At 43.6% G+C, this 20716-nt stretch carries 17 protein-coding genes, 2 tRNA genes and 1 pseudogene; 9 read left to right on the top strand and 11 right to left on the bottom strand.

What is annotated here, in order from left to right; genetic code table 11:
* Positions 1 to 50: 50 nt before the first annotated feature.
* From myaer_RS20140 to myaer_RS20110, 6 genes are all read right to left on the bottom strand, one after another.
* Positions 51 to 755: a DUF2993 domain-containing protein gene (locus myaer_RS20140; protein WP_046663398.1), complete on the bottom strand. Its 705-nt coding sequence runs from the start codon at positions 753 to 755 to the stop codon at positions 51 to 53.
* 157 nt (positions 756 to 912) lie between these two features.
* Positions 913 to 1719 (bottom strand): TPM domain-containing protein, encoded by an 807-nt coding sequence (locus myaer_RS20135; protein WP_008201267.1) that lies wholly within the window; start codon positions 1717 to 1719, stop codon positions 913 to 915.
* Between the two features lie 243 nt (positions 1720 to 1962).
* A complete protein-coding gene (locus tag myaer_RS20130) occupies positions 1963 to 2328 on the bottom strand; it encodes a hypothetical protein (RefSeq protein ID WP_002735843.1) in 366 nt (121 codons plus the stop codon).
* Positions 2329 to 2688 carry a YtxH domain-containing protein gene (locus myaer_RS20125; protein ID WP_046663396.1) on the bottom strand — a complete coding sequence of 120 codons (360 nt, stop codon included), beginning with the start codon at positions 2686 to 2688 and terminating at the stop codon, positions 2329 to 2331. It abuts the gene before it with no gap.
* 544 nt (positions 2689 to 3232) lie between these two features.
* Positions 3233 to 4249, bottom strand: coding sequence for a glutaminase A (glsA, locus tag myaer_RS20115; protein WP_002736106.1), 1017 nt, complete (start codon positions 4247 to 4249; stop codon positions 3233 to 3235).
* A gap of 82 nt (positions 4250 to 4331) precedes the next feature.
* A complete protein-coding gene (locus myaer_RS20110; RefSeq protein WP_046663395.1) occupies positions 4332 to 5180 on the bottom strand; it encodes a carbonic anhydrase in 849 nt (282 codons plus the stop codon).
* Positions 5181 to 5348: 168 nt separating this feature from the next.
* Here myaer_RS20110 and psbN point away from each other — a divergent pair, with 168 nt between their 5' ends.
* Positions 5349 to 5480, top strand: a complete 132-nt coding sequence (gene psbN / locus myaer_RS20105) for a photosystem II reaction center protein PsbN (protein ID WP_002761150.1) — start codon at positions 5349 to 5351, stop codon at positions 5478 to 5480.
* Here psbN and myaer_RS20100 read toward each other — a convergent pair.
* From myaer_RS20100 to myaer_RS20080, 5 genes are all read right to left on the bottom strand, one after another.
* Positions 5477 to 8485 (bottom strand): alpha-mannosidase, encoded by a 3009-nt coding sequence (locus tag myaer_RS20100; protein ID WP_046663394.1) that lies wholly within the window; start codon positions 8483 to 8485, stop codon positions 5477 to 5479. The genes psbN and myaer_RS20100 overlap by 4 nt on opposite strands.
* A 143-nt stretch (positions 8486 to 8628) precedes the next feature.
* Positions 8629 to 8700 (bottom strand) — tRNA-Thr (locus myaer_RS20095).
* Between the two features lie 8 nt (positions 8701 to 8708).
* Positions 8709 to 8793, bottom strand: a tRNA-Tyr gene (locus tag myaer_RS20090).
* A gap of 140 nt (positions 8794 to 8933) precedes the next feature.
* On the bottom strand, positions 8934 to 9236 hold the full coding sequence (locus tag myaer_RS20085; RefSeq protein WP_046663393.1) for a ferredoxin: 303 nt from the start codon (positions 9234 to 9236) through the stop codon (positions 8934 to 8936).
* 593 nt (positions 9237 to 9829) lie between these two features.
* A complete protein-coding gene (locus myaer_RS20080; RefSeq protein ID WP_046663392.1) occupies positions 9830 to 10465 on the bottom strand; it encodes a peroxiredoxin in 636 nt (211 codons plus the stop codon).
* Positions 10466 to 11235: 770 nt separating this feature from the next.
* Between myaer_RS20080 and psbU the strand changes: the two genes are divergently transcribed.
* The 8 genes and pseudogenes from psbU (at position 11236) to smc (ending at position 20596) form a co-directional block, all read left to right on the top strand.
* Positions 11236 to 11643 (top strand): photosystem II complex extrinsic protein PsbU, encoded by a 408-nt coding sequence (psbU, locus tag myaer_RS20075; protein WP_046663391.1) that lies wholly within the window; start codon positions 11236 to 11238, stop codon positions 11641 to 11643.
* A gap of 192 nt (positions 11644 to 11835) precedes the next feature.
* The gene (nadB, locus tag myaer_RS20070) at positions 11836 to 13503 is read left to right on the top strand and encodes an L-aspartate oxidase (protein WP_046663390.1); all 1668 of its coding nucleotides are present in this window, start codon (positions 11836 to 11838) and stop codon (positions 13501 to 13503) included.
* A 40-nt stretch (positions 13504 to 13543) separates the two neighbouring features.
* On the top strand, positions 13544 to 13666 hold the full coding sequence (locus myaer_RS22400; RefSeq protein WP_268807292.1) for a hypothetical protein: 123 nt from the start codon (positions 13544 to 13546) through the stop codon (positions 13664 to 13666).
* A 43-nt stretch (positions 13667 to 13709) separates the two neighbouring features.
* Positions 13710 to 14825 carry a HEAT repeat domain-containing protein gene (locus myaer_RS20065; RefSeq protein WP_046663389.1) on the top strand — a complete coding sequence of 372 codons (1116 nt, stop codon included), beginning with the start codon at positions 13710 to 13712 and terminating at the stop codon, positions 14823 to 14825.
* Positions 14822 to 15895, top strand: a complete 1074-nt coding sequence (locus myaer_RS20060) for a glycosyltransferase family 4 protein (RefSeq protein WP_046663388.1) — start codon at positions 14822 to 14824, stop codon at positions 15893 to 15895. The genes myaer_RS20065 and myaer_RS20060 overlap by 4 nt, the downstream gene beginning before the upstream one ends.
* Positions 15896 to 16021: 126 nt before the next feature.
* Positions 16022 to 16486: pseudogene (locus myaer_RS20055) on the top strand (SAM-dependent methyltransferase); the annotation flags it as partial.
* A 137-nt stretch (positions 16487 to 16623) separates the two neighbouring features.
* Positions 16624 to 16893, top strand: a complete 270-nt coding sequence (locus myaer_RS20050) for a YciI family protein (protein ID WP_046663386.1) — start codon at positions 16624 to 16626, stop codon at positions 16891 to 16893.
* Between the two features lie 172 nt (positions 16894 to 17065).
* A complete protein-coding gene (gene smc / locus myaer_RS20045; RefSeq protein WP_046663385.1) occupies positions 17066 to 20596 on the top strand; it encodes a chromosome segregation protein SMC in 3531 nt (1176 codons plus the stop codon).
* Positions 20597 to 20716 lie beyond the last annotated feature (120 nt).

Below are 20716 nucleotides of genomic sequence, written 5' to 3'. Positions count from 1 at the left end.
TAATTGGTGGGTTAACTTAGTTTAACCCACCGGAATCATCCCGTTTATTTTTAAGGTAAAATCAAAAAACTTCCCTGACAGAAAAGAGTTTGATCGTCGAGAATAAAAGATTTAATCTCCACATCTTTGCCTAAATCGACGGTAAAAGGTTGCAAATCAATAGATAAATCTGGGGCTAAACCTTGCCATTGTCGGGGACTAATCCCTAAAGTGCGGGCATCTTTTAAGGTAATATCAGCGCTAAAAATTACTTCCGCACCCGTTTCTCTATGGCCGAGAAGAGAGAAATAACCCTGATTTAAGAGAACATTTTTCCAGTTAAAACGCTGTTGAGAGATAATTTCTCTGGCGTTAACAACTCCGTTATTTTCTAGGGAAAAAATTAGTAAATCCGCCAAAGCATTAACTAAAATAGTCGAGGCGATCGAATTATTTAAATCCTGCTCGTTAATTTCCACCTCACCGCTAACCCGAATAGGTTCCAAAATTTTTAGAGGTTTCCCTCGCAAAACCTGACCAATATTAAGACGAATATTTTCCCCTCTTAATTGCGCTTTACCTAGATGTAAACCCTGATAAATCGCTTTTCCTACGGCTAAAAATACCCCGGGGATATAACCGCGCAAAATTTGCCGATCATGACCGTGCAGCTGCATTTCTAAATCTTCTATCTGTTCTACTTGCGTTCTTAAGAACAGACGTACTGCTGGCGGCAAAACCTTACTAATAATCTCACTTTGAGTATTGACCCACATAAACGTTATCTCACTCACTCCACAATGTTTCTAATTGTAACAGAGCTAGATCGATCAAACCATGAGGGGCCGCCGTCAGATATCATTTATAGGTAAAAACTTCGCTACTTTCTGTTTACTGATTACTGATCACTGATCACTGACAAGCCCCTAATTCTTAGGTTTTTGAGGCGTTGAGGGAATTAAAACGAGGGGAAAGATAGGCGACTAAAATCCCGAGGACAAAACCGATTAAATTGCGGAAAAGGGGCAGTAATTCACTGGTGCGAGTAACCACCGGTCCTATGCCAAAAGCAACAAAGAGGATAAACCAGAGGGGAGAGACAATTAAAACCCATTGCCAAGCGAAAACCTGTCCTTCTTTGCGAGGAATACCGGCAAAACCGAAGACTAAACCGCCGACAATTGAGGTAATTAAAGTTAGTATCCACTGTTCCCTCGGTAAACCGGGGACCACCGCACAACCACCTTTAACTAAACAGCCTTTTACCGTGTCTAAGGATTGTACGATCGCATTATTTTCGCCATTTTCCCGGACAAAATACATATTACCGAAACGGGCCTGTAATTCGATCCAAAAAGTGCGGGGTAAAAATTCATAGACGGCATCACCAATACTAAAAGATAGTAGATTACCGCCGCGACCATCGGCCACTAGGAGAATACTTTTATCATCTAATCCCCAGAAATTAATCACTGCCCGGCCGGGGCTGCGGTCATATTGAGTTAAAACTCGCATTTTCCAGCCGGTTTCCCCTTGAAATGTCTCGATATCTCGGATTAATGCCTCTTCCTGTTTTGCGGGTAGATAATTGGCTAAATCAACGATCGGAGTGGCTTGATTGGGCAGTAATTCAGGATTATTCACCGCTAGAGCTTGATCCGGGCAGATAATCCAACCCAGACAGCTAATGACACCAATTACAAGAGCGATCGAGATTCCTCGGCAAAAACGATTGAGCATAGCACTTCTAGACAATGAGAATTTTTTCAGCAAGGGTGTAGGCTAACTTTCAGTTTCTTTACACTTATTTACTTTATCTTAAGGGAATTCTCAACTTTAGTCACCCAGTTATCAGGAGTCAGGAGTCTGTATTCTCCGAGTCAGTCCCGATGAAAAAATTTTCACCACCAGAGATGAAAGAGATTTCCTTCCCTACACCCCACACCCTACACCCCACACCCTACACCCCACTTCCCCATCTGCTTAACTGCGTTTCCAAGTATTCCAAGCGACTTTAAAACCGATCAAGAGGCGACGGCTGCCACGATCGAGCTTGCTAAGACCAGCTTTAGCACTACCGAGACTGCGATCGACTCCTTGGACAACTTGGCGGGTACTTTTGACCCCTTCATCGATATTGTCGGTTAATTCGCTGATTTCCGCCCCTGTCAGGCGAATTGCTTCTAGAGTCGGGGGAAATTCCCGATGGAGGGTATCGAATAGTTTTTCGGCACTGCGGGCTGCCCGGGCTAACTCTTGCAGGGCAGGCAAAGCGGCGATGAAAACCGCCGTTAAACTAACGGCGACTAGCAGTAAAGAACATCCTAGCCAGAAAATAGGTTCGGTCATTTAATAGTGATTCGAGTGTTGATTATCGCCTTGGGGGGATTCTTGCGAGTCGGGGGAGGGATTGTCGGTGGCTAGACTTTGACTAGCTTCGATTCCGGCTGTCACCGCCTCTTTTAATCTCATTAAAGTATCATCCCAATTACGCCGGGCCGATTCCGATAGGCGATCGGCCTGCAATTGCATCGTCGTGGTCAGATCTTCGGCTAATTCTGGCAAAGCCTGGGCGGATTTTTGCAGAATTCGACGGGTTTCTTTTCCAGATCTCGGCGCTACTAATAAACCCGCCACTGCCCCGATCGCACTGCCCACTAAAACCCCGACGAGGAATAAGCCACCGTTACCGTTATTTTTATCTGCCATAGGATTGCCCTTGTACTTAATTCCCAATTTTACGAGCAATTACACTTCTCTTGTGCAGTTTCTTCGGCAAAATTTTGACCTGTTGCTCTTGGTAAACAAAAACAGAGGCTCTCTTAGGTTTGGTGGGCAAAATGTATTCTAAGATACAGTCCTGCTGGCGAGCGAGTGGAAGGAACCACAAAGACACAAAGGACACAAAGATTGATCGATCATAGAGTAAGTTAAACTTATCACACAGAACCTAGAAGAGCCAAACAGACCTAGAAGGGATAAATTGAGGAAAAACTAGCGATCAGGGAAAAACCTGATTTTATGGCTGACTTTGAGCCAATAAGGGAGTGAAAAAGAAGAACCTCTGGGAGTCTTGCCGTGTTTCGACCCCAAAGGTTCTTCTTATGCTGAACTTATACTCCTCACACAGTATTTATATTACACACAACCCGCTGCTTTTGTCAAGAGGTTTATGACATTTTTTTCCACAGACCTCTGGCCAAATTAATTTCCCAGGGCCGTTAGGCGCTCTTGTCGGGGACAGCTATCAATATCAACTATTACCTTCAAGCCACGTTTTTAAATCTCGTTCTGGTTTAGCCACATTGAATAAATGTAAACCAAAATCCTCTGAAATATCTTGACAAATTTTCACTCCTCTGATGCTGTTGCCTTTTTCATCTAAAAGGGGCGAAAAAGTCCCAATTCCCAACTGATGGGGAACTACTGCCGTAATTCCGCCACCGACACCGCTTTTTGCTGGTAATCCTACCCGATAGGCCCATTCTCCTGAAGCGTCGTACATTCCACAGGTAAGCATAACACTGATCACATCTTGAACGTAGTGTTCATCGATCGCCCGTATTCCTGTGATTGGGTTGACACCCCCATTAGCTAAGGTAGCAGCCATCAGAGCTAAATCGTGAGCATGGACGAGGATGGCACATTGTTGACAGTAAAGGTCGAGGGTTTCTTCAATTTTATCGCTGACCATGCCAAAATTTAGCATCAGATAAGCCATGGCCCGATTGCGATTGCCGGTGGATTTTTCCGAGAGAAAAACGGGGACATTAATCTCGTGATCCCTACCCGTATAGCGTTTAAACATTTCTAAAATACGTTTTAGCCTTTCGGTGGCATTCTGTCCGGTGATTAAATCCGTAGTAGCGATCGCACCAGCATTAACCATAGGATTATAGGGACGATTGGTTTTTTCATCGAGAATAATCGAGTTAAAAGCTTCTCCGGTGGGTTCAACACCGACTTTACTATTAACGTATTCCCTTCCGTGATCTTCTAGGGCCAATCCAAAGACAAAAGCTTTAGAAATTGATTGTACTGTAAAGGTTTGCTGACAGTCTCCCACCTCAAAAATCTGACCATCAGTGCTAATTACAGAAATACCAAACCATTCTGGAGCTGCTAGGGCTAATTCCGGAATATAATCGGCGATATGACCCGTCTGTAAATCAGAGTATTTTGCGTGCAGATAGTTAAGATAGTTCCGAAAAGGATAGACTAACTCTTGCTCGGAATTGACGGGACTAATAAAATCTTTTGGGGAAGCCATAGAGGAGTATAGCAGTTATCGTTTAATTGCCACTCTAGAGACGTTAATAGGCACATCTCTAGAGAATTTCTGTAATCCCTAATTAACTTCTCGAACCGCGATAAATGCGATCAGCTTGGGAGGGTTCTAAATAATTATAGCCCGGTTTTTGGGTTGAGGAGCCATTCTTTTTCGCCACAGTATTAACCGCAGGAGTCGCTTTTTTTAGATCCGCCTGAGTCCTGATATAATCCTCAGAAATCTTGAAGGGATGACTATTGGGAAGATGACGACTAGAGGGTAAATTGTCTTCTGCTTCGGGGTGGGTAATTTTACTATGGGGAGCGACAAAATCGTGCAGGATGGGATCGTAGGCTAAAATTTCGCCAGTTTCAATCCGAAAAATCCAACCGTGTAGGGACAATTTACCCTGATGTAATCGGGAACGAATAATTGGATAGCTTTGTAAATTACTTAACTGATTGAGAACATTTTCTGCTACTGTCACCTCGATCAGTTCTTCCCCTTCTAATTCTTTGTAATTATCCTTAACTAAACGTCGAGTAGCTTCTGCTTGTTTTAACCAATTGTAAACTAAAGGCATTTCATCGGCTAGACTCTGCAATTTTAACAAACCTTTCATCGCTCCACAATGGGAGTGACCGCAGATAATCACTTGCTCGATGCCGAGAGCGTTGATAGCATATTCTATAGATGCACCTTCACCACCATTGGTTGCTCCGTAGGGAGGAATTATATTTCCCGCATTACGAATTACGAATAATTCCCCCACCTCCGCTTGGGTAATTAGGTTAGGATCGATCCTGGAATCGGAACAGGTAATAAACAGGATTCTCGGTTTTTGTCCGTGGGAGAGTTGCTCAAATAATTGCCGATGTTCATCAAAATAACCACTCTGGAACTTTTCTAGTCCCTGTAGGAGTTTCTTCATAATAATTTTTCTGGTTTAGTTTGATCGCTATTGAGTCGATCCTTTCAGCATTATCGGGCATGAGATAACAGCAATGCAACCGGCCAGATTAGCGATCGTTATCGGCTGCGAGATCGGTTATATTTTGTTAAGATAAGATACAGACTGTATCTAAGCAAATTTTATTCTATGGAAACTGCAACAATTTTGGGGATTTCGATCGCTGCTGCTTTGGTGGGGATTACCGCTTTAGCTCTTTATACCGCTTTTGGACCGCCAGCAGCAGAATTAAGCGATCCTTTTGAAGATCACGAAGATTAATTCTTTAATAACCATGTAGCTATCTGCCAAGGAGAAAGTTGCTCAATAGGATCGATCGCTCTTTCTAAACCGTCGATCGATTCTTTTATTGTTAATTGTAATTGATTTTGCCAATCAATAACAGCGTTTTCTCCCTGACATTCATAAACGCGCATTACCCAACCCCGAGCGGCTGTTTCACTTTGTTTGAAACTCATTAAAATTAAGTTATCGGCCGAGAATTTTAACCATTGTGCCACCGGTGGCAGCCGGTTTGATCGGGAAGAGTTAGTAATAAAAATAACGTTGACAGGTGAGTTTAACTGCCAAGCGTGATGGACAGTTTTCGCCGTTTTCCAGTTGCCTTGATGGGGATATATTGCATAGGTAAATTCTTGGGTTCCCAGATCCGCCTCGGGATCTGGCCATCGGGGACTTCTCAAGAGAGTTAATCGCAGTTGCTGGTTAGTAGCATCATAGCCATATTTATTATTATTTAAAAGACTCACCCCGTATTGTGCCTCTTTATCGGTTAAATCCGCCCATTTATGCGCGTAAACTTCCCATTTTGGCGATTCTGGTTCGTGGGAACGCTCGATCGCACCACAGGCAATTTCATAGGTGGTAAAATCACTGTTTAGGGTGAGAGGAAAAGCGGTTTTTACTAAAGTATGTTCCTGCTGCCAATTAACAATAGTTTTAATCTGGAGAATAGGAGCATCTTTTTCTAAGATATAATCTTGACAAAATTCCGAATCAGCTAAACTTCTGATCACGCGAATCTGCCAGCGCAAGGGACCACATTCTAAGCATTCGATCGATTTTAATACTGTTTTAGGTAAGGGATATTGTTGATAATTCGGATCGATATTCCAAGCGTCCCAATATTGTCCTTGATCTTTAAATGCCTGTAATTGATTACCAGCAGCTTGCAGGATTTCTTTTTGATTAATTATATCAAATATACTATCTATATCTCCCGTTTCTGAGTTAATGGTAACTTTAAGTAAGCCATTATCTAAAATAAATTGGCAGTTAGTTAAATTTTGCTCGGCTGCTTGCTGATTGGCAACTAACCAAAATAACTTATAACCAACAGAAGGAATATTTTCAGCGAGAAATAATAGCTGATTGTCGTGGGATAATTGCGAAGGACAAAGACAATTATCCCAGTCATAAACTGAACAATTTACAGATTCTATAGCTAAAGAGATAACCTGGGTTCTTTCCCAGTTAAGAGAATTAAAAACTAGAAAAGGCTTTGCTTGGGGATGGGGGGGATTAGGCAAATTAATTTGATTAGCAATTGCCTGTAAAGCTTGATCTAAAATTGCTTCACCTGTGGTGATAACTTGCCGCCATAACTGATTAGCATCCCTAAACACTTCTGGAATCGAAGTACCCGGCAGTATATCATGAAACTGATTTAATAAAACCTTTTTCCATGCCGATTCTATCTCGACTTTCGGATAGGGAATCTCTAGTAAGATATTAGCCAGAGAAGACCATAATTCTCCTTTATACAAGAGGATTTCACAGTAACGATTATAAGCTTTTTGATCAGCGTGGGTAGTATAACAACCGCGATGAAATTCTAGATATAATTCATCATCCCAGATAGGAAGATTACTTGTCTCTAGACTGTCCAGATAGGTTGTTGCTTGGCTAAATTTTAACTGGGGGAAAAAAGGAGATTTTTGCCAACGTTGGGCCACCTCTAACATATCACGAGTCGGACCGCCGCCATGGTCGCCAACACCGGGCAGCCAAAAAATATCTTTTAAGCCGGTTTGCCGTTCCCAATTGAGAGCATGATCGGTCATAATAATTGGGTTAGTATCCATAACTCCGGCAACATTGGGAGGAGACATGAGGGAAAGAATTTTACTGCCATCGGGAGATTGCCACCAGAAAAAACCGTGGGGAAATTTAGTCGTATCATTCCAATGGAGTTTTCCGGTTATAAAATATTTGATGCCAAAAGATTTAAGAATTTGCGGCAATTGGTAGGGAAAACCAAAGGTATCCGGCAGCCAAGCAGTTTTAGTGATTTGTCCAAATTTTTCTTGAAAATATTTTTGTCCATAAAGTAGCTGTCGAAATAGGGATTCTCCAGAGATTAAATTGACTTCTGGTTCTACCCACATCCCGCCCAAAAGTTCCCAAGATTGCCCTTTATATGCCTCTAGCATTGCTTGAAATAGGTCAGGATGATGTTTTTCTATCCATTCGTAAATTAGGGGGCTAGAATGACCAAATATGAGGGCAGGAAAATCTTTTTGCAGGTTTAAAACCGAGATAAAAGTGTTTTTTGCCACTTGCCAAGTTTCTGCCAACGGCCACAACCAAGCCATATCTAAATGTGCGTGGCCGAGAAGATGAAAACTGCGTTCTTTGAGAGGTTGAGCGAGGGGTTGCAGGGATTGACGAATTGATTCTAGGGATTGATTAAATTTATCTTTGTTGGTGACATTATCCCAGTCAATATTATCGAGAGTAGCGGTAAAAGCTGCTAAGTTTTCAGGATAAAAAGTTTGTAGATAATTATGGAGAATGGTCAATTCATCAGCAACAAAACTAGGATCGATAGCTTGGCTATGTTCATAGATTAACTCTGATTTCATCAAACCACCAATATCATGATTGGGACTGACTAAACGGAGAGTAACAAGAATTTCTTGACCGGTAGAGACAGAGTTGGAAAGTAAAATGCGGGTGGAAGAATCAAAGAGGTCTCCTGCTTGGATAAATTGATTATTAACATAAATTTTGACATCTTCCGCCCACCAAGTTAAGATTAATCTCAGTTCCATTCCCGCTAAAGGATAACCGGCTAAATGTTCGGGGACAATAATTTTTTGAGTTAGATATTGGATTTGTCTGCCGGCCGGCCAAATAATGTATTGTTTTTCATTGAGGGTGACGGGTTGAATTGGTTTTCCCGCTGCTGTAGCGATAAACCAATTTTTCTGGACATCTGTGCGGGTGAGGTGAGACAGTTTAGCGATGTTGTCAAGGGGAGACATGAGCCAACAAATAAGTTAATTTTGATTATTTTAGGCGATCGAGGACTAATTGCCCTAGGGGATAACTTCTGTTAACGCCATAGTGCTGAAGACTTACTTAATCTCATCCTTCAACGGCTGATTGAGAATGAGTAGAGAAAAAAAGCCCGTGATGAGGATTGAACTCATGACCTCACCCTTACCAAGGGTGTGCTCTACCACTGAGCTACACGGGCATTGATCGTGGTGGGCCGGGCCGGATTCGAACCAGCGTAGGCGTAGCCAACGGATTTACAGTCCGCCCCCATTAACCACTCGGGCACCGACCCATTAATTCCACGATTAACAATCATAGCACCCTTAGCTAAAACACACAAGGGTTTAGGGAAAAAATTTTTTGAGCCATAAAATAACTCCCGTTAAGCAACATAGATAGCACTTAACGGGAGTTTTCTGACAATCTTGAAGATTACTTCAAAGCTTCTTCTTCTTGGTGGGTGAGGATCACACAGTCAGAGGTGGGATAGGCGACGCAGGTGAGGACATAACCCGCTTCAATTTGATCGTCACCGAGGAAGGATTGATCGGATTGATCGACAGTACCAGATTCAAGTTTACCTGCACAGGTAGAGCAAGCTCCTGCGCGGCAGGAATAAGGTAAGTCCAGTCCTTGCTCTTCAGCTACATCGAGAATGTACTCATCATCGGGAACCTCAATTGTAGTATTAAGTCCTTCAGATTCATTTTTCAGGGTGACTTTATAAGTTGGCATCGGTTGTTCCTCTTAATTAAATGCTAGTGAAAGCGACAGTCTCTACAATTGCCTCTCGCTCGTCGTCAAAGTAAACGATACGAGCAAGTTTCATTTTTGATACTACGGGAAAATCTCCCTGACTCACCCTTGCATTAGTAATGACAGTCTTAAATAAACTTAAAATAAATTTTACTTATATATCTACCCCAGAATTCCTGACAATCTTTGCTTGATCTTTAGATAATTTTATCGATCTACAATCTAGCTAAACTACCCAATAATAAGCATTTGGAGCCATAATGTTAATTGTTCTTTTAGTCTTGAGCCGATTTTTGTTAAATATTAGTTTAACTTATAGTTAAGATATATGTCGATGAATTGTCTTTAACCCAGCCAAGAAATTGCTTTTCGGCACTACTGCCGCTAACACATCTAGGGAAACTAGGAAAAAATATATTGACAATCAAACTGATAAATGATATGGGGAGATAAATCCCCTGTTGCCAGGGGTTGGCTATCCGTTATAACGGATGGCCAACTCTCCCTGACGACTTTATGGTTTTCGGATTGCCAGTTTTCCGGGATATGGTTCACTGATTACCGATCACTAATTACTTATTAGGTTGGGGAGTCATGCGTAGATAGGGTTTAATTTCCTCAACCCCTTTGGGAAATTTGCTGCGAGCTTCTTCAGTGGGAATAGAGGGAACCACCACACAATCGCCGCCGTCGGTCCAGTTGGCGGGGGTAGCCACTTGATAGTTATCGGTGAGCTGCAGGGAGTCGATTACGCGCAGGATCTCGTTAAAATTGCGTCCCGTGCTGGCAGGATAGGTAATAGTTAAACGTAATTTTTTGTTGGGATCGATGATAAACACCGAACGTACCGTCAGATTATTGAGGGAATTGGGGTGAATCATGCCGTAGAGATCCGACACTTTGCGATCGCCATCGGCGATAATCGGATAGTTAACGGTAGTGTTTTGAGTTTCGTTGATGTCATCAATCCAACCCCGATGGGATTCGGCACTATCGACACTCAAAGCGATAACTTTCACATTACGTCGCTCAAATTCTGACTTAAGACTAGCCACCGTACCTAATTCCGTGGTACAAACGGGAGTGTAATCAGCCGGGTGGGAGAACAGCACTACCCAGCTATCTGCTGCCCACTGATGAAAAGAAATCGGACCTTCACTAGAATCTTGTGTAAAATCTGGAACGATATCACCCAATTGGAGAGCCATAATTGTGTCTTCCTTATAGATATTTCAAGACAAGCAACAGTTTATGATGCCATAGGAGTGCTGTTCGTCAGCGATAATTTTAGGTATTTGTAATAATTGGATGAGCCATCAGCCTTTTCAGTGATCAGTGATCGGATTTGAGTGATCAGTTCACTGATCACTGATAAAATCTCCCCACTTCCCATTTCCCCACTCCCTTCTCCCAAAACCCTTCCCCTAGGGCGGCAAACTGGGTTATTGGAAATTTGGGTGGAAAACCCCGTCCTTTTAGGACGACTTTGTGCTAAGATGTTCCCAGGTTGCTGACCGTGAGAACGTGAGGGAACAGGTTAAACGTCCTACTCCGTCATCTCGAAATTTCTAACAGTCAATGGTGTTTAATTAAGTCCAAACTGTCAGAACGCAAAACAATTAAATACTGTGGGACACACAGAAATTTACGCTTGGGGAGTAGTCTATAAGAGTGCTGACCTTATAGGTGTAGTCGGACTAGACATGAAACTGTAAGACCAAAATTAGCGTTGCTAGTAGAGGCAAGATTCAGCCCAAGAATCTCCGCACTTTTAGGACGGAGATTGTCGAGATCTGGTCTAATGGCATGATATAACTTTTTTAACTGTGCTATCAGCGTTTAGCTAATGGGTAGGCTGCGGTGGTAAGTCCCAATTCCCCACCTTAGGCCTAGTCGGAAAGCTGAAGGCTGATAGCTGACGGCTTCATTTCTCGTCCTGATCGTTAATTTGCCTTGGTTTTAGGAGACCACAACTGCAATGAAGAATCTTTTTCGTCTGCTGGCGGTAATCGCCTTGATTATCGGGAGTTTTTGGGGTAAAGTTCCCGCTCAAGCTCTTAATCTCACCTCGATCGCCCTTCCCTCTCTTCCTGTGGCGGTCTTAAATGCGGCCGATGCCAAACTAACTACAGAATTTGGGGCGAAAATCGACCTCAATAACAGTGATATTCGGGATTTCCGGGACTTGAGAGGGTTCTATCCCAATTTAGCTGGTAAAATCATCAAAAACGCTCCCTACCAAGAAGTGGAAGATGTCCTCAATATCCCCGGACTCTCGGCCACTCAAAAAGAGCGTTTACAGGCTAATCTGGAGAAATTCACTGTTACTGAGCCTTCTAAAGAATTTATCGAGGGTGATGACCGTTTTAACCCCGGGGTTTACTAAATCCAGTTGATTGCGGTTTTAAAAAAATTTCTAGGTGAGCGATCGCTCACCTTTTTTAGTGGTCAGCTTCTGAAGGCAAGAGGCAAAAGAAAGAATCTGGCATACTGCCCCAAGGTAAAAACTGGCGATTTTTGCCAGAGATATAGAGAAATGAAGTGCTAGAATAAATAGAATTTATCAATTAACTCCTACATGGTCGTTTCCTCGCAACTGCCGAGTTATCAAGATGTTTTAGTGGTGGGATCGGGAGCGGCGGGATTGTATGCCGCGCTGTGTTTACCCCCTAACTTAAAGGTGGGTTTAATTACCAAAGAAGATTTAAAAACTGGGGCTAGTGATTGGGCGCAGGGAGGAATTGCGGCAGCCACGTCCCCGGCAGATTCCCCCGTTTTCCATTTAGAAGATACCCTGAAGGCTGGAGCGGGCTTATGTGATCGCTATGCCGTGCAGTTTTTAGTCGAGAAGGCCCCCCAAGCGATCGCTGATTTGGTGCAGTTAGGAGTCAGTTTTGATCGCTCTGGAGACGACTTAGCCCGCACTCTTGAGGCTGCCCACTCCCAGGCCCGGGTGCTGCACGCGGCTGATCGCACGGGGAGAGCGATCATCAGTACCCTAATGGAAAAAGTAGTGGAGCGCCCCAATATTACCATTATTCCCCAAGCGATCGCGCTGAAACTCTGGCTTGACCCGGAAGGGCAACGCTGTCAAGGTATTTGTTTACTCCATCAAGATCATCTCTGTTGGCTGCGAGCGCAAGCAGTCATTCTGGCTACGGGAGGCGGCGGTCAAGTCTACGCCCAAACCACTAATCCCGCCGTTAGCACCGGGGATGGAGTCGCCTTGGCTTGGCGTGCTGGGGCAGTGATTCGCGACCCAGAATTTTTTCAGTTTCACCCCACCGCGTTGACTGTACCGGGGGCGCCGCGGTTTTTAATTAGTGAGGCGGTGCGCGGCGAAGGAGCGCATTTAATTGATGCCCAGGGGCGGCGTTTTGCCTTCGATTATCATCCGGCCGGAGAATTGGCCCCCCGGGATGTGGTGAGTCGGGCGATTTTTAGCCATTTGCAGAAAACCTCTGACAATCCCGCCCATGCCAAAGTATATCTAGATTTAAGACCGATCGAACCGGAGCGTCTGCGTTATCGTTTCCCCAATATTATCCGCATCTGTCAAAAATGGGGCATTAATGTGCTTGAGGATCTGATTCCCGTCGCCCCCGCCGCTCACTATTGGATGGGAGGAGTGGCCACAGATTTAAACGCCCGCACTTCTCTACCCGGTTTGTATGCCATCGGCGAGGCGGCCAGTACGGGGGTTCACGGGGCTAATCGTTTAGCCAGTAATTCTCTCTTGGAATGTATTGTCTTTGCGGCAAGTTTAGCTGAAATAGGTCTAGAGCCGGAAAACTCGGTTGGGGAAAGACGGGAAAACCCCCTAGAAGTTGCGGAAAAATGGCAGGAAGAACAGGAATACTGGCAAAAAGTACGCACAGAATTACCGATTTTAATGTGGGAAAATGCGGGAATTTGCCGATTTCAAAATGAGTTAGAAACTGCTATCCTACGGGTGCAACAGTGGAAACAACAGTTACAATCCTCAAAGATGGGCCAATTTCTTCAGAATCTTCTCCCCGACAAAGGACAATTATTCTTGTGTCCCTCGGTGCAGTTAGAGATAAGAATAGCGATCGAGACATTAAATCTTTTAGATATCGCCGACTTAATTCTGGAAAGTGCCTTATTAAGAGAAGAAAGCCGAGGCGGTCACTATCGGGGCGATTATCCAGAAACTGTGGCTAATTGGCAATTCCACACGACTATTCAAGGTCGAACGTGGCGTAAAACTCCTGTGCAAGCTTAATTAAGCCAGTTTTTCACAGATAATCTCTGCGTGCTAAACAGTGGACTCTATCCCCGATCCTAGCGGCGGCACTATCCTCACCACGCTGACTGGTGGCTTTTCCCAATCATCGCGCTCTATGACCCATCTCTGGGGTTCAGTGCTTGTCATCTATGGCTTTTAGGCTATCATACTGTTACCACCCCCTAAACAGTTACATTAATTCTATGATCAAACCTAATTTTCTATTGTTCTTAGCTATCGGTGTGAGCAGTTGGGGTCATGATTTTCAGGTTTTATCCAAGGCTAACGCCCAAACTCCACCTAGGTTAGAACAAACCCAGACTGTCGCCACTTACGAGCAGTTGATGAAAGCTGGTTACGAGGCCAAAACCCAAAGGAATTACCAACTCGCCCTAGAAAAATTTCAACAAGCTCTGGCACAACGTCCGAACGATACCGCCGCTCAAAATGCGATCGCTAACACCCAGAAGTATCTAGGTCAAAACGCCACGGCCGCCAACGCCGCCGCCAAAAACGAGACTTCACCAATACCATTAATTGCTGGCTCGGCCCTGTTATCCATCGCTTTATTGGCAGCTTTACTATCGCTTTTCCTTCAATACCGTCCCAAGGGCAAAGTCTTAAAACGTCCCAAAAAGACAACTTACGTCAATCCTAAAAACCCACCCGACAAATTTTTTGAGGGCAATGGCAATTCCCTCGATGCGGACACCAAAAGCAGCAGTGAGATTAATGACAATTGGGAGGATGATTTCGAGCCTTCTTTGCCCGTACAAGCTACCTCCCGGATCCCGAACGCAGACTTAATCCTGAGTTTAATTGAAAGTCTCCGCGATGACGATCCCCGTACCCGTAGACGGGCGGTTTGGAAGCTGGCACAGATGTCCGATTCGAGGGCAATGCAGCCTTTAGTCGATAGCATGATGGATGGGGATTCCTACGAACGCAGTTTAACCCTAGAAGCTCTCGCCCAAATCTGTACCCGCTCCCTGCGACCGATGAACCAAGCTTTGGCTATCTCTCTCCAGGACAAAAATCCCCAGGTGCGGAAAAATGCTATTCGGGATTTAACCAGACTCTACGATATCATGTCTCAGATCAGTCAATTAATTTGTCATGCCCTCGATGATTCCGATGAGGAAGTGCAAGAAACGGCACGCTGGGCAATTAGACAGTTAAATCTGCAATTAGCTCCCCGTTTAGATATTGCTCCCCTAGAAACCACCGGTGAACCGGAAGATGATGACGTACAGGATACTTCCTTCACCGAAACCACACCGACCTTCAGCAAAACCACAGCCACTGAGGTGCAAAATTGAGTCGAAAACTGTTATTTCTCTCCACCCCTGTGGGATTTTTGGGATCGGGGGGCGGCGGTGGCGTAGAATTAACTCTTTGTAATCTCGCTCGCACTCTGACCAAGCAAGGCTATCTGGTACGGGTAGTGGCTCCAGAATCCTCCCAATTGCAAGATATTCCCTTAATCACTATAGCGGGCAATGGCCAGATTTCCGCCCAAAGTCAGGGCCGGGAATCCCCGATTTTAATGCCAGAAAATGCCGTTTTGGCCAATATGTGGCACTACGCTCAACAAGTACAAAACGAGTACGATTTAATTGTTAATTTTGCCTACGATTGGCTCCCTTTTTACCTCACTCCTTTTTTTGCCACTCCCGTCGCCCATTTAGTCAGCATGGCTTCCGTTTCTTTGGCGATGGATCATATTATTGAAAAAACCTACCGCAATTTTCCCCATTTACTGGCTTTTCACACCCTCGCCCAAGCAGCAACTTTCTCAATATCTCCCCCCTATCGCTGTTTGGCTAATGGTTTAGACGTATCTTTGTATCAGTTTCGCACCGATCCCTCCCCCTGTCTAGCCTGGGTGGGACGGATTGCCCCGGAAAAAGCTTTAGAAGATGCGATCGCTGCTTGTCAACAGTTAGGTGTCCCTTTACGCGTTTTCGGTCATATTTCCGATCCTCTCTACTGGCGAAATTTACAGGATACCTATAGTTTCGATTTAGTCGATTATCGCGGGTTTTTGCCCACCGAGAGCCTACAAAAAGAGCTAGGCGACTGTTTTGGCCTGTTGATGACCCCGCGCTGGGTTGAGGCTTTTGGTAACGTGGCTATTGAAGCTTTGGCCTGTGGTGTTCCCGTAGTTGCCTATCGTCGTGGTGGTCCGGTAGAAATTATTGAAGATGGAAAAACTGGTTTTTTAGTTGAACCCGATAGTATCGAGGGATTAGTTACAGGAATTAAAAATTTAGACCGGATCGATCGATATTCTTGTCGTGCAGTAGTCGAGCAAAAATATTCCCTGGAAGCTTTAGGAAATCGAGCTATTAATTGGTTTGAAGAAATTTTTGCTCGCAGTCAAAAATAAATAGGCTCTCTTGGTTTAGTCTGGTTAAATCTTTATCCCAGAAGGGTTCGGGATCAACCACAGAGGCACAAAGAACACAAAGTCAAAATAGATAGGGTTTGCTGGTCAAGAAGAAGGATTAATAGCCATAAATACATTTTAGTAACTCAGAAGTTTATTGGTGAATCTACAGAAAATATACGCGATATAGCGCCAAAAACTTGGCAATATTTAGTTAATCATAAAAATTATTTTCTAGACAGAAAGAGCAAAATTTATCAAAATCAGCCAGAATTTTGCATATTTGGCGTGGGTTCTTACAGCTTCTCACCTTTTAAAATCGCCATTTCTGGACTTTATAAAAAACTGAATTTTAACCTGATATTACCCTATCAAAATCAACCCGTTATTTTCGATGACACTGTTTACTTCCTAAGCTTCGATGATTTAGATACCGCTCAAAAAACCTTACAGCTTCTCAATTCTTCCCTAGGCAGAGAATTTTATTTCTCCTTAATATTTTGGGATGAAAAAAGACCGATAAAAACCCGTATTTTAAATAGTTTAAATTTATCAGTTTTAGCCGAGAAGTTGTTATCCTATAAGCTTTAATTTTAGCTGCGTTAATAACCCACCCGACAAGATTGGTGATCTGCTATGCAGTGCCTTCGGTATCGCACTATATCGATTGAGTCTGATTGACGATTCGATCGTAAAATAACAAGATATCAAGAGAGTACAGGTCAAATATGCCGAAATTTGTTGTCTGGGGTAATTATTGTGAAAACGTGCTGGAAAAACGCGCACCCTATCGTCAAGCACATCTAGAGGGATTAAATCAACAGAAAGAACGGGGAATTCTCGTTACTATCGGACCAACGGCAGATTTAAGCCAAGTTTTCGGAATTTATCAGGCAGCCAGCGAGTCAGAAGTGCGAGAATTAATCGAAGCGGATCCCTACTGGCAAAATGGTATCTGGACAGAATACCAAGTCAAAGAATGGATTCAAGCCATTTAAGGGGACTATCAGCTATATTTTTCATAAGGGTGTTGTCATAAAATTCTCAAACTACGCAACTAATCAAACTCATCTCCGGTCAAGTCTGAGGATATTGTCAAGGATAAACCGGAGTTATCCCTTATCGATTCAAGCTGACAGCTGATAGCTTGCCTACTTTTTGCTTATCGCCATGGTTTACATCAAAAAGGTCGAACTCTCACACTTCAAATCCTTCGGGGGAACGACTCCCATCCCTTTTTTACCGGGGTTTACGGTGGTTTCTGGTCCAAATGGTTCGGGAAAGTCGAATATCCTCGACGCATTGCTATTTTGCTTGGGATTAGCTACTTCCAAGGGAATGCGGGCCGAAAGATTACCGGATTTAGTCAATCATAGCTATAACAGTCAACGTCATAGCACCGAAGCGAGTGTTTCGGTGACTTTTGATGTTAGCGATATTCCCGACGCAACCGATAGGGATTGGACGGTTTCCCGACGCTTAAAAGTGGCTAAGGGGGGCAGCTATACTTCTACCTACTATATCAATGGGGAAACCTGTACGGTTAGCGAACTTCACGACCAATTAAACCGTTTACGCATCTATCCCGAAGGGTACAACGTGGTGTTACAGGGAGACGTAACCCGAATTATCAGCATGAATGCTAAGGAAAGACGGGAAATTATCGACGAATTGGCAGGAGTAGCCGAATTTGACCGCAAAATTGAGAAAACTAAGGAGAATATCGATTCGGTTAAAGAAAGGGAAGAACGCTGCCAAATTATTGCCACAGAATTGCAAAAATCTCTGGAGAAATTAGCACTCGATCGCATTAAAGCCGAAAAATACCAAAAACTCAAGGCCCAAGTCCAAGAAAAACAACAATGGGAAATTGTCCTGCATTGGCAAAATCTCCAGCAGCGCTGCCAGCAAGTACAAGGACAAATTCAAGCTGGGGAAAAGGAAAAACAGGTTTTAACGGAGACTATCGCCAATTTATCCGAACAAATCGCCCAAAATAGTCAAGAATTAGAGAAACTCAATCAACAGGTTAAAGCTTTTGGGGAAGATGAACACCTGTCCCTAACTTCCCGATTAGCGAGTCAACAGGCCAAACGACAACAACAGCAACAACGACAAAAAGAGTTAGAAAACCTCGAAAAAGAATCTCAAACACAGAAAACCAGACTTTTTGAGGAAATTAATCGCTATAATCTCGAATTAAATCAGATTACTGCCCAAAAAAGCCGTTTAGAAACTGAAATTTTACCTAGTCTCCTACTGATAACCCAAACCGCAAGGGAAACCCTAGAAAACCATCGTCTGCAAGCAAGTAGTCTCGCAGAAGCGTCAGAAGCTTGGGTAAAAGAACAAAGTGACCTTTCCCGCAATATTACCCGTCTTCAGGAACAATTAAACCCCTACCGTAGCCAACGGGCCCAATTGACCGAAAGATGCGATCGATTGCAAACTAATATAGTAGAAGCTGGTCAACGTCTGCAAGAATTAGAGCAAGTTACTAGCACAAAAACAGAAGAAAGTCAAGAAATATTACAAAAAATTAATCAATCGGAACCCGATATCCAAAATTTAGCCCAAAAACTCACCATTGCCGAACAAAATCGCGTTATCAGTCAGGACACCCAAAAACGTCTGCTAAAAGAACAACGGGACAAACAGAGGGAATTAGATAAACTGGAAGCGACCAAGCAAGCGCAACAGGAGGCCCAGGGAACCTATGCCACTCAAATATTATTACAGTCAGATTTGCCCGGAATCTGCGGATTAGTGGCACAATTGGGCGAAGTAGAGGAACGTTATCAAATTGCTCTGGAAATCGCCGCCGGAGGTCGTTTAGGTCATGTAGTCGTCCAAGATGATAGCGTTGCGGCTGCCGGAATTGCCTTACTAAAACAGCGTCGCATCGGTAGGGCCACTTTTTTACCCCTGAATAAAATTCGTCCTCCCCGTCCCCAGGATATTTCCTCTGTGCGTCATGCGCGGGGTTATCTGGATTTAGCGGTGAATTTGGTTAAGTTTCAACCCCAGTATCGGGAGGTTTTTAACTATATTTTTGGCAGTACCGTGGTTTTTGAGGATATAGATTCTGCCCGTTATTATATCAATCAATATCGCATCGTTACTTTGGATGGCGAGTTATTAGAGATGACTGGTGCTATGACCGGAGGCAGCCAACCGACGCGATCGGGGCTGCGTTTTGGTAAAATTTCTCCGAAGGAGTCTAGTGAAGCGGAATCTCTACGCGAAAGATTAGCAGAAATCGATCGCATTCTTACCCGCAACGAAGAAAAAATCACCCAAGTTAATAATCTTATCAGTCAGTTAACCCAACAGTTAACCGAAACCCGTCAAAGTCATCGGGAAAATCAATTATCTCTACAACAATTAAGCAAGGATTTACAACGTTTAACCACAGAAAAAGAGGATTTAACCCGTCAATTATCGGGCCAGCAAGAGGAAATGACTATTTCTCGTCAACGGTTAGAGGTATTAACTAGAGAAATTCCTCAGTTAGAGTTATCTTTACAGGAAGAACAGGAGAAATTAACTGCTTTAGAGGCCAATCATACCCATAGCGAATGGCAACAGGTACAGGGAATAATTCGCGCTCAAGAATTGCAGTTAAAAACCCAAGAAAATCACCTCGCTACAGTCCGCGAACAGTTAAAAGACCTGCAAAATCAACAGATCAGACTAGAGGAAAAAAGTCAAGAGTCTGCGGATAGAATTATTGAGATTGACAGGATAATCACCGATGCAGTTAATCAGAGAAATATCGGTAATCTGGAGATAGAAAAACTTGATCACAATATTTTAGAAATCAATCAAGCTTTACAGCAATTATCCCGACAACTAGGGGAAACCAAGCAAAAAAGAGACCAGTTAGAGACAGTTTTGCGACAACAACAAAACCAACAACAACAGGCTATCTGGCAATCGGAAAAGTTAGTCAACAATCAAGAGGAAAGACAAGCATTACTAACCACTTTACAGACAGAAATTAGTCAACTAGAAAGCGACTTACCCAATCCCTTGCCAGAAATTCCCGAAAGTGAGCGAGATTTCGAGAAAATTCAAAGCGATATTCGGCAGTTACAAAAGAAATTAGAAGCTTTAGAACCTGTGAATATGTTAGCTTTAGAAGAACACCAAAAAACTAAAGAGAGATTAGATGAACTATCAGAAAAACTGCAAACTCTAGAAGGTGAAAGAACCGAACTACTTTTACGCATAGAAAACTTTACTACCCTCAGATTTAATGCTTTTCAGGAAGCATTTACTGCCGTTAACGAAAACTTTAAGACCATATTTGCCACCCTGTCCGATGGTGATGGTTACTTACAACTAGAAGACGAAAATGACCCCTTTAATGGTGGCTTAAATCTGGTGGCCCATCCGAAAGGAAAACCCGTACAGCGATTGAGTTCCATGTCTGGGGGTGAGAAATCTTTAACCGCTTTAAGCTTTATTTTTTCCCTACAAAGATATCGTCCTTCTCCCTTTTATGCGTTTGATGAAGTGGATATGTTTTTAGATGGGGCCAATGTGGAGAAATTGGCCAAAATGATTCAAAAACAAGCACAACAAGCGCAGTTTATTGTCGTTAGTTTGCGTCGGCCGATGATTGAAGCATCGGAAAGAACCATCGGTGTCACCCAAGCGCGGGGAACCCATACACAGGTACTAGGAATTAAAGTTTAACCTTAGACGCAAGTGGGAAGTGGGAAGTGGGGTGTGGGGTGTAGGGTGTGGGGTGTGGGGTGTGGGGTGTGGGGTGTAGGGTGTGGGGTGTGGGGTGTGGGGTGTGGGAAGCTTTTCAGT

This window comes from Microcystis aeruginosa NIES-2549 (assembly GCF_000981785.2).
Classification (GTDB): domain Bacteria; phylum Cyanobacteriota; class Cyanobacteriia; order Cyanobacteriales; family Microcystaceae; genus Microcystis; species Microcystis aeruginosa_C.
This window is presented reverse-complemented; position numbering and strand designations above follow the sequence as displayed.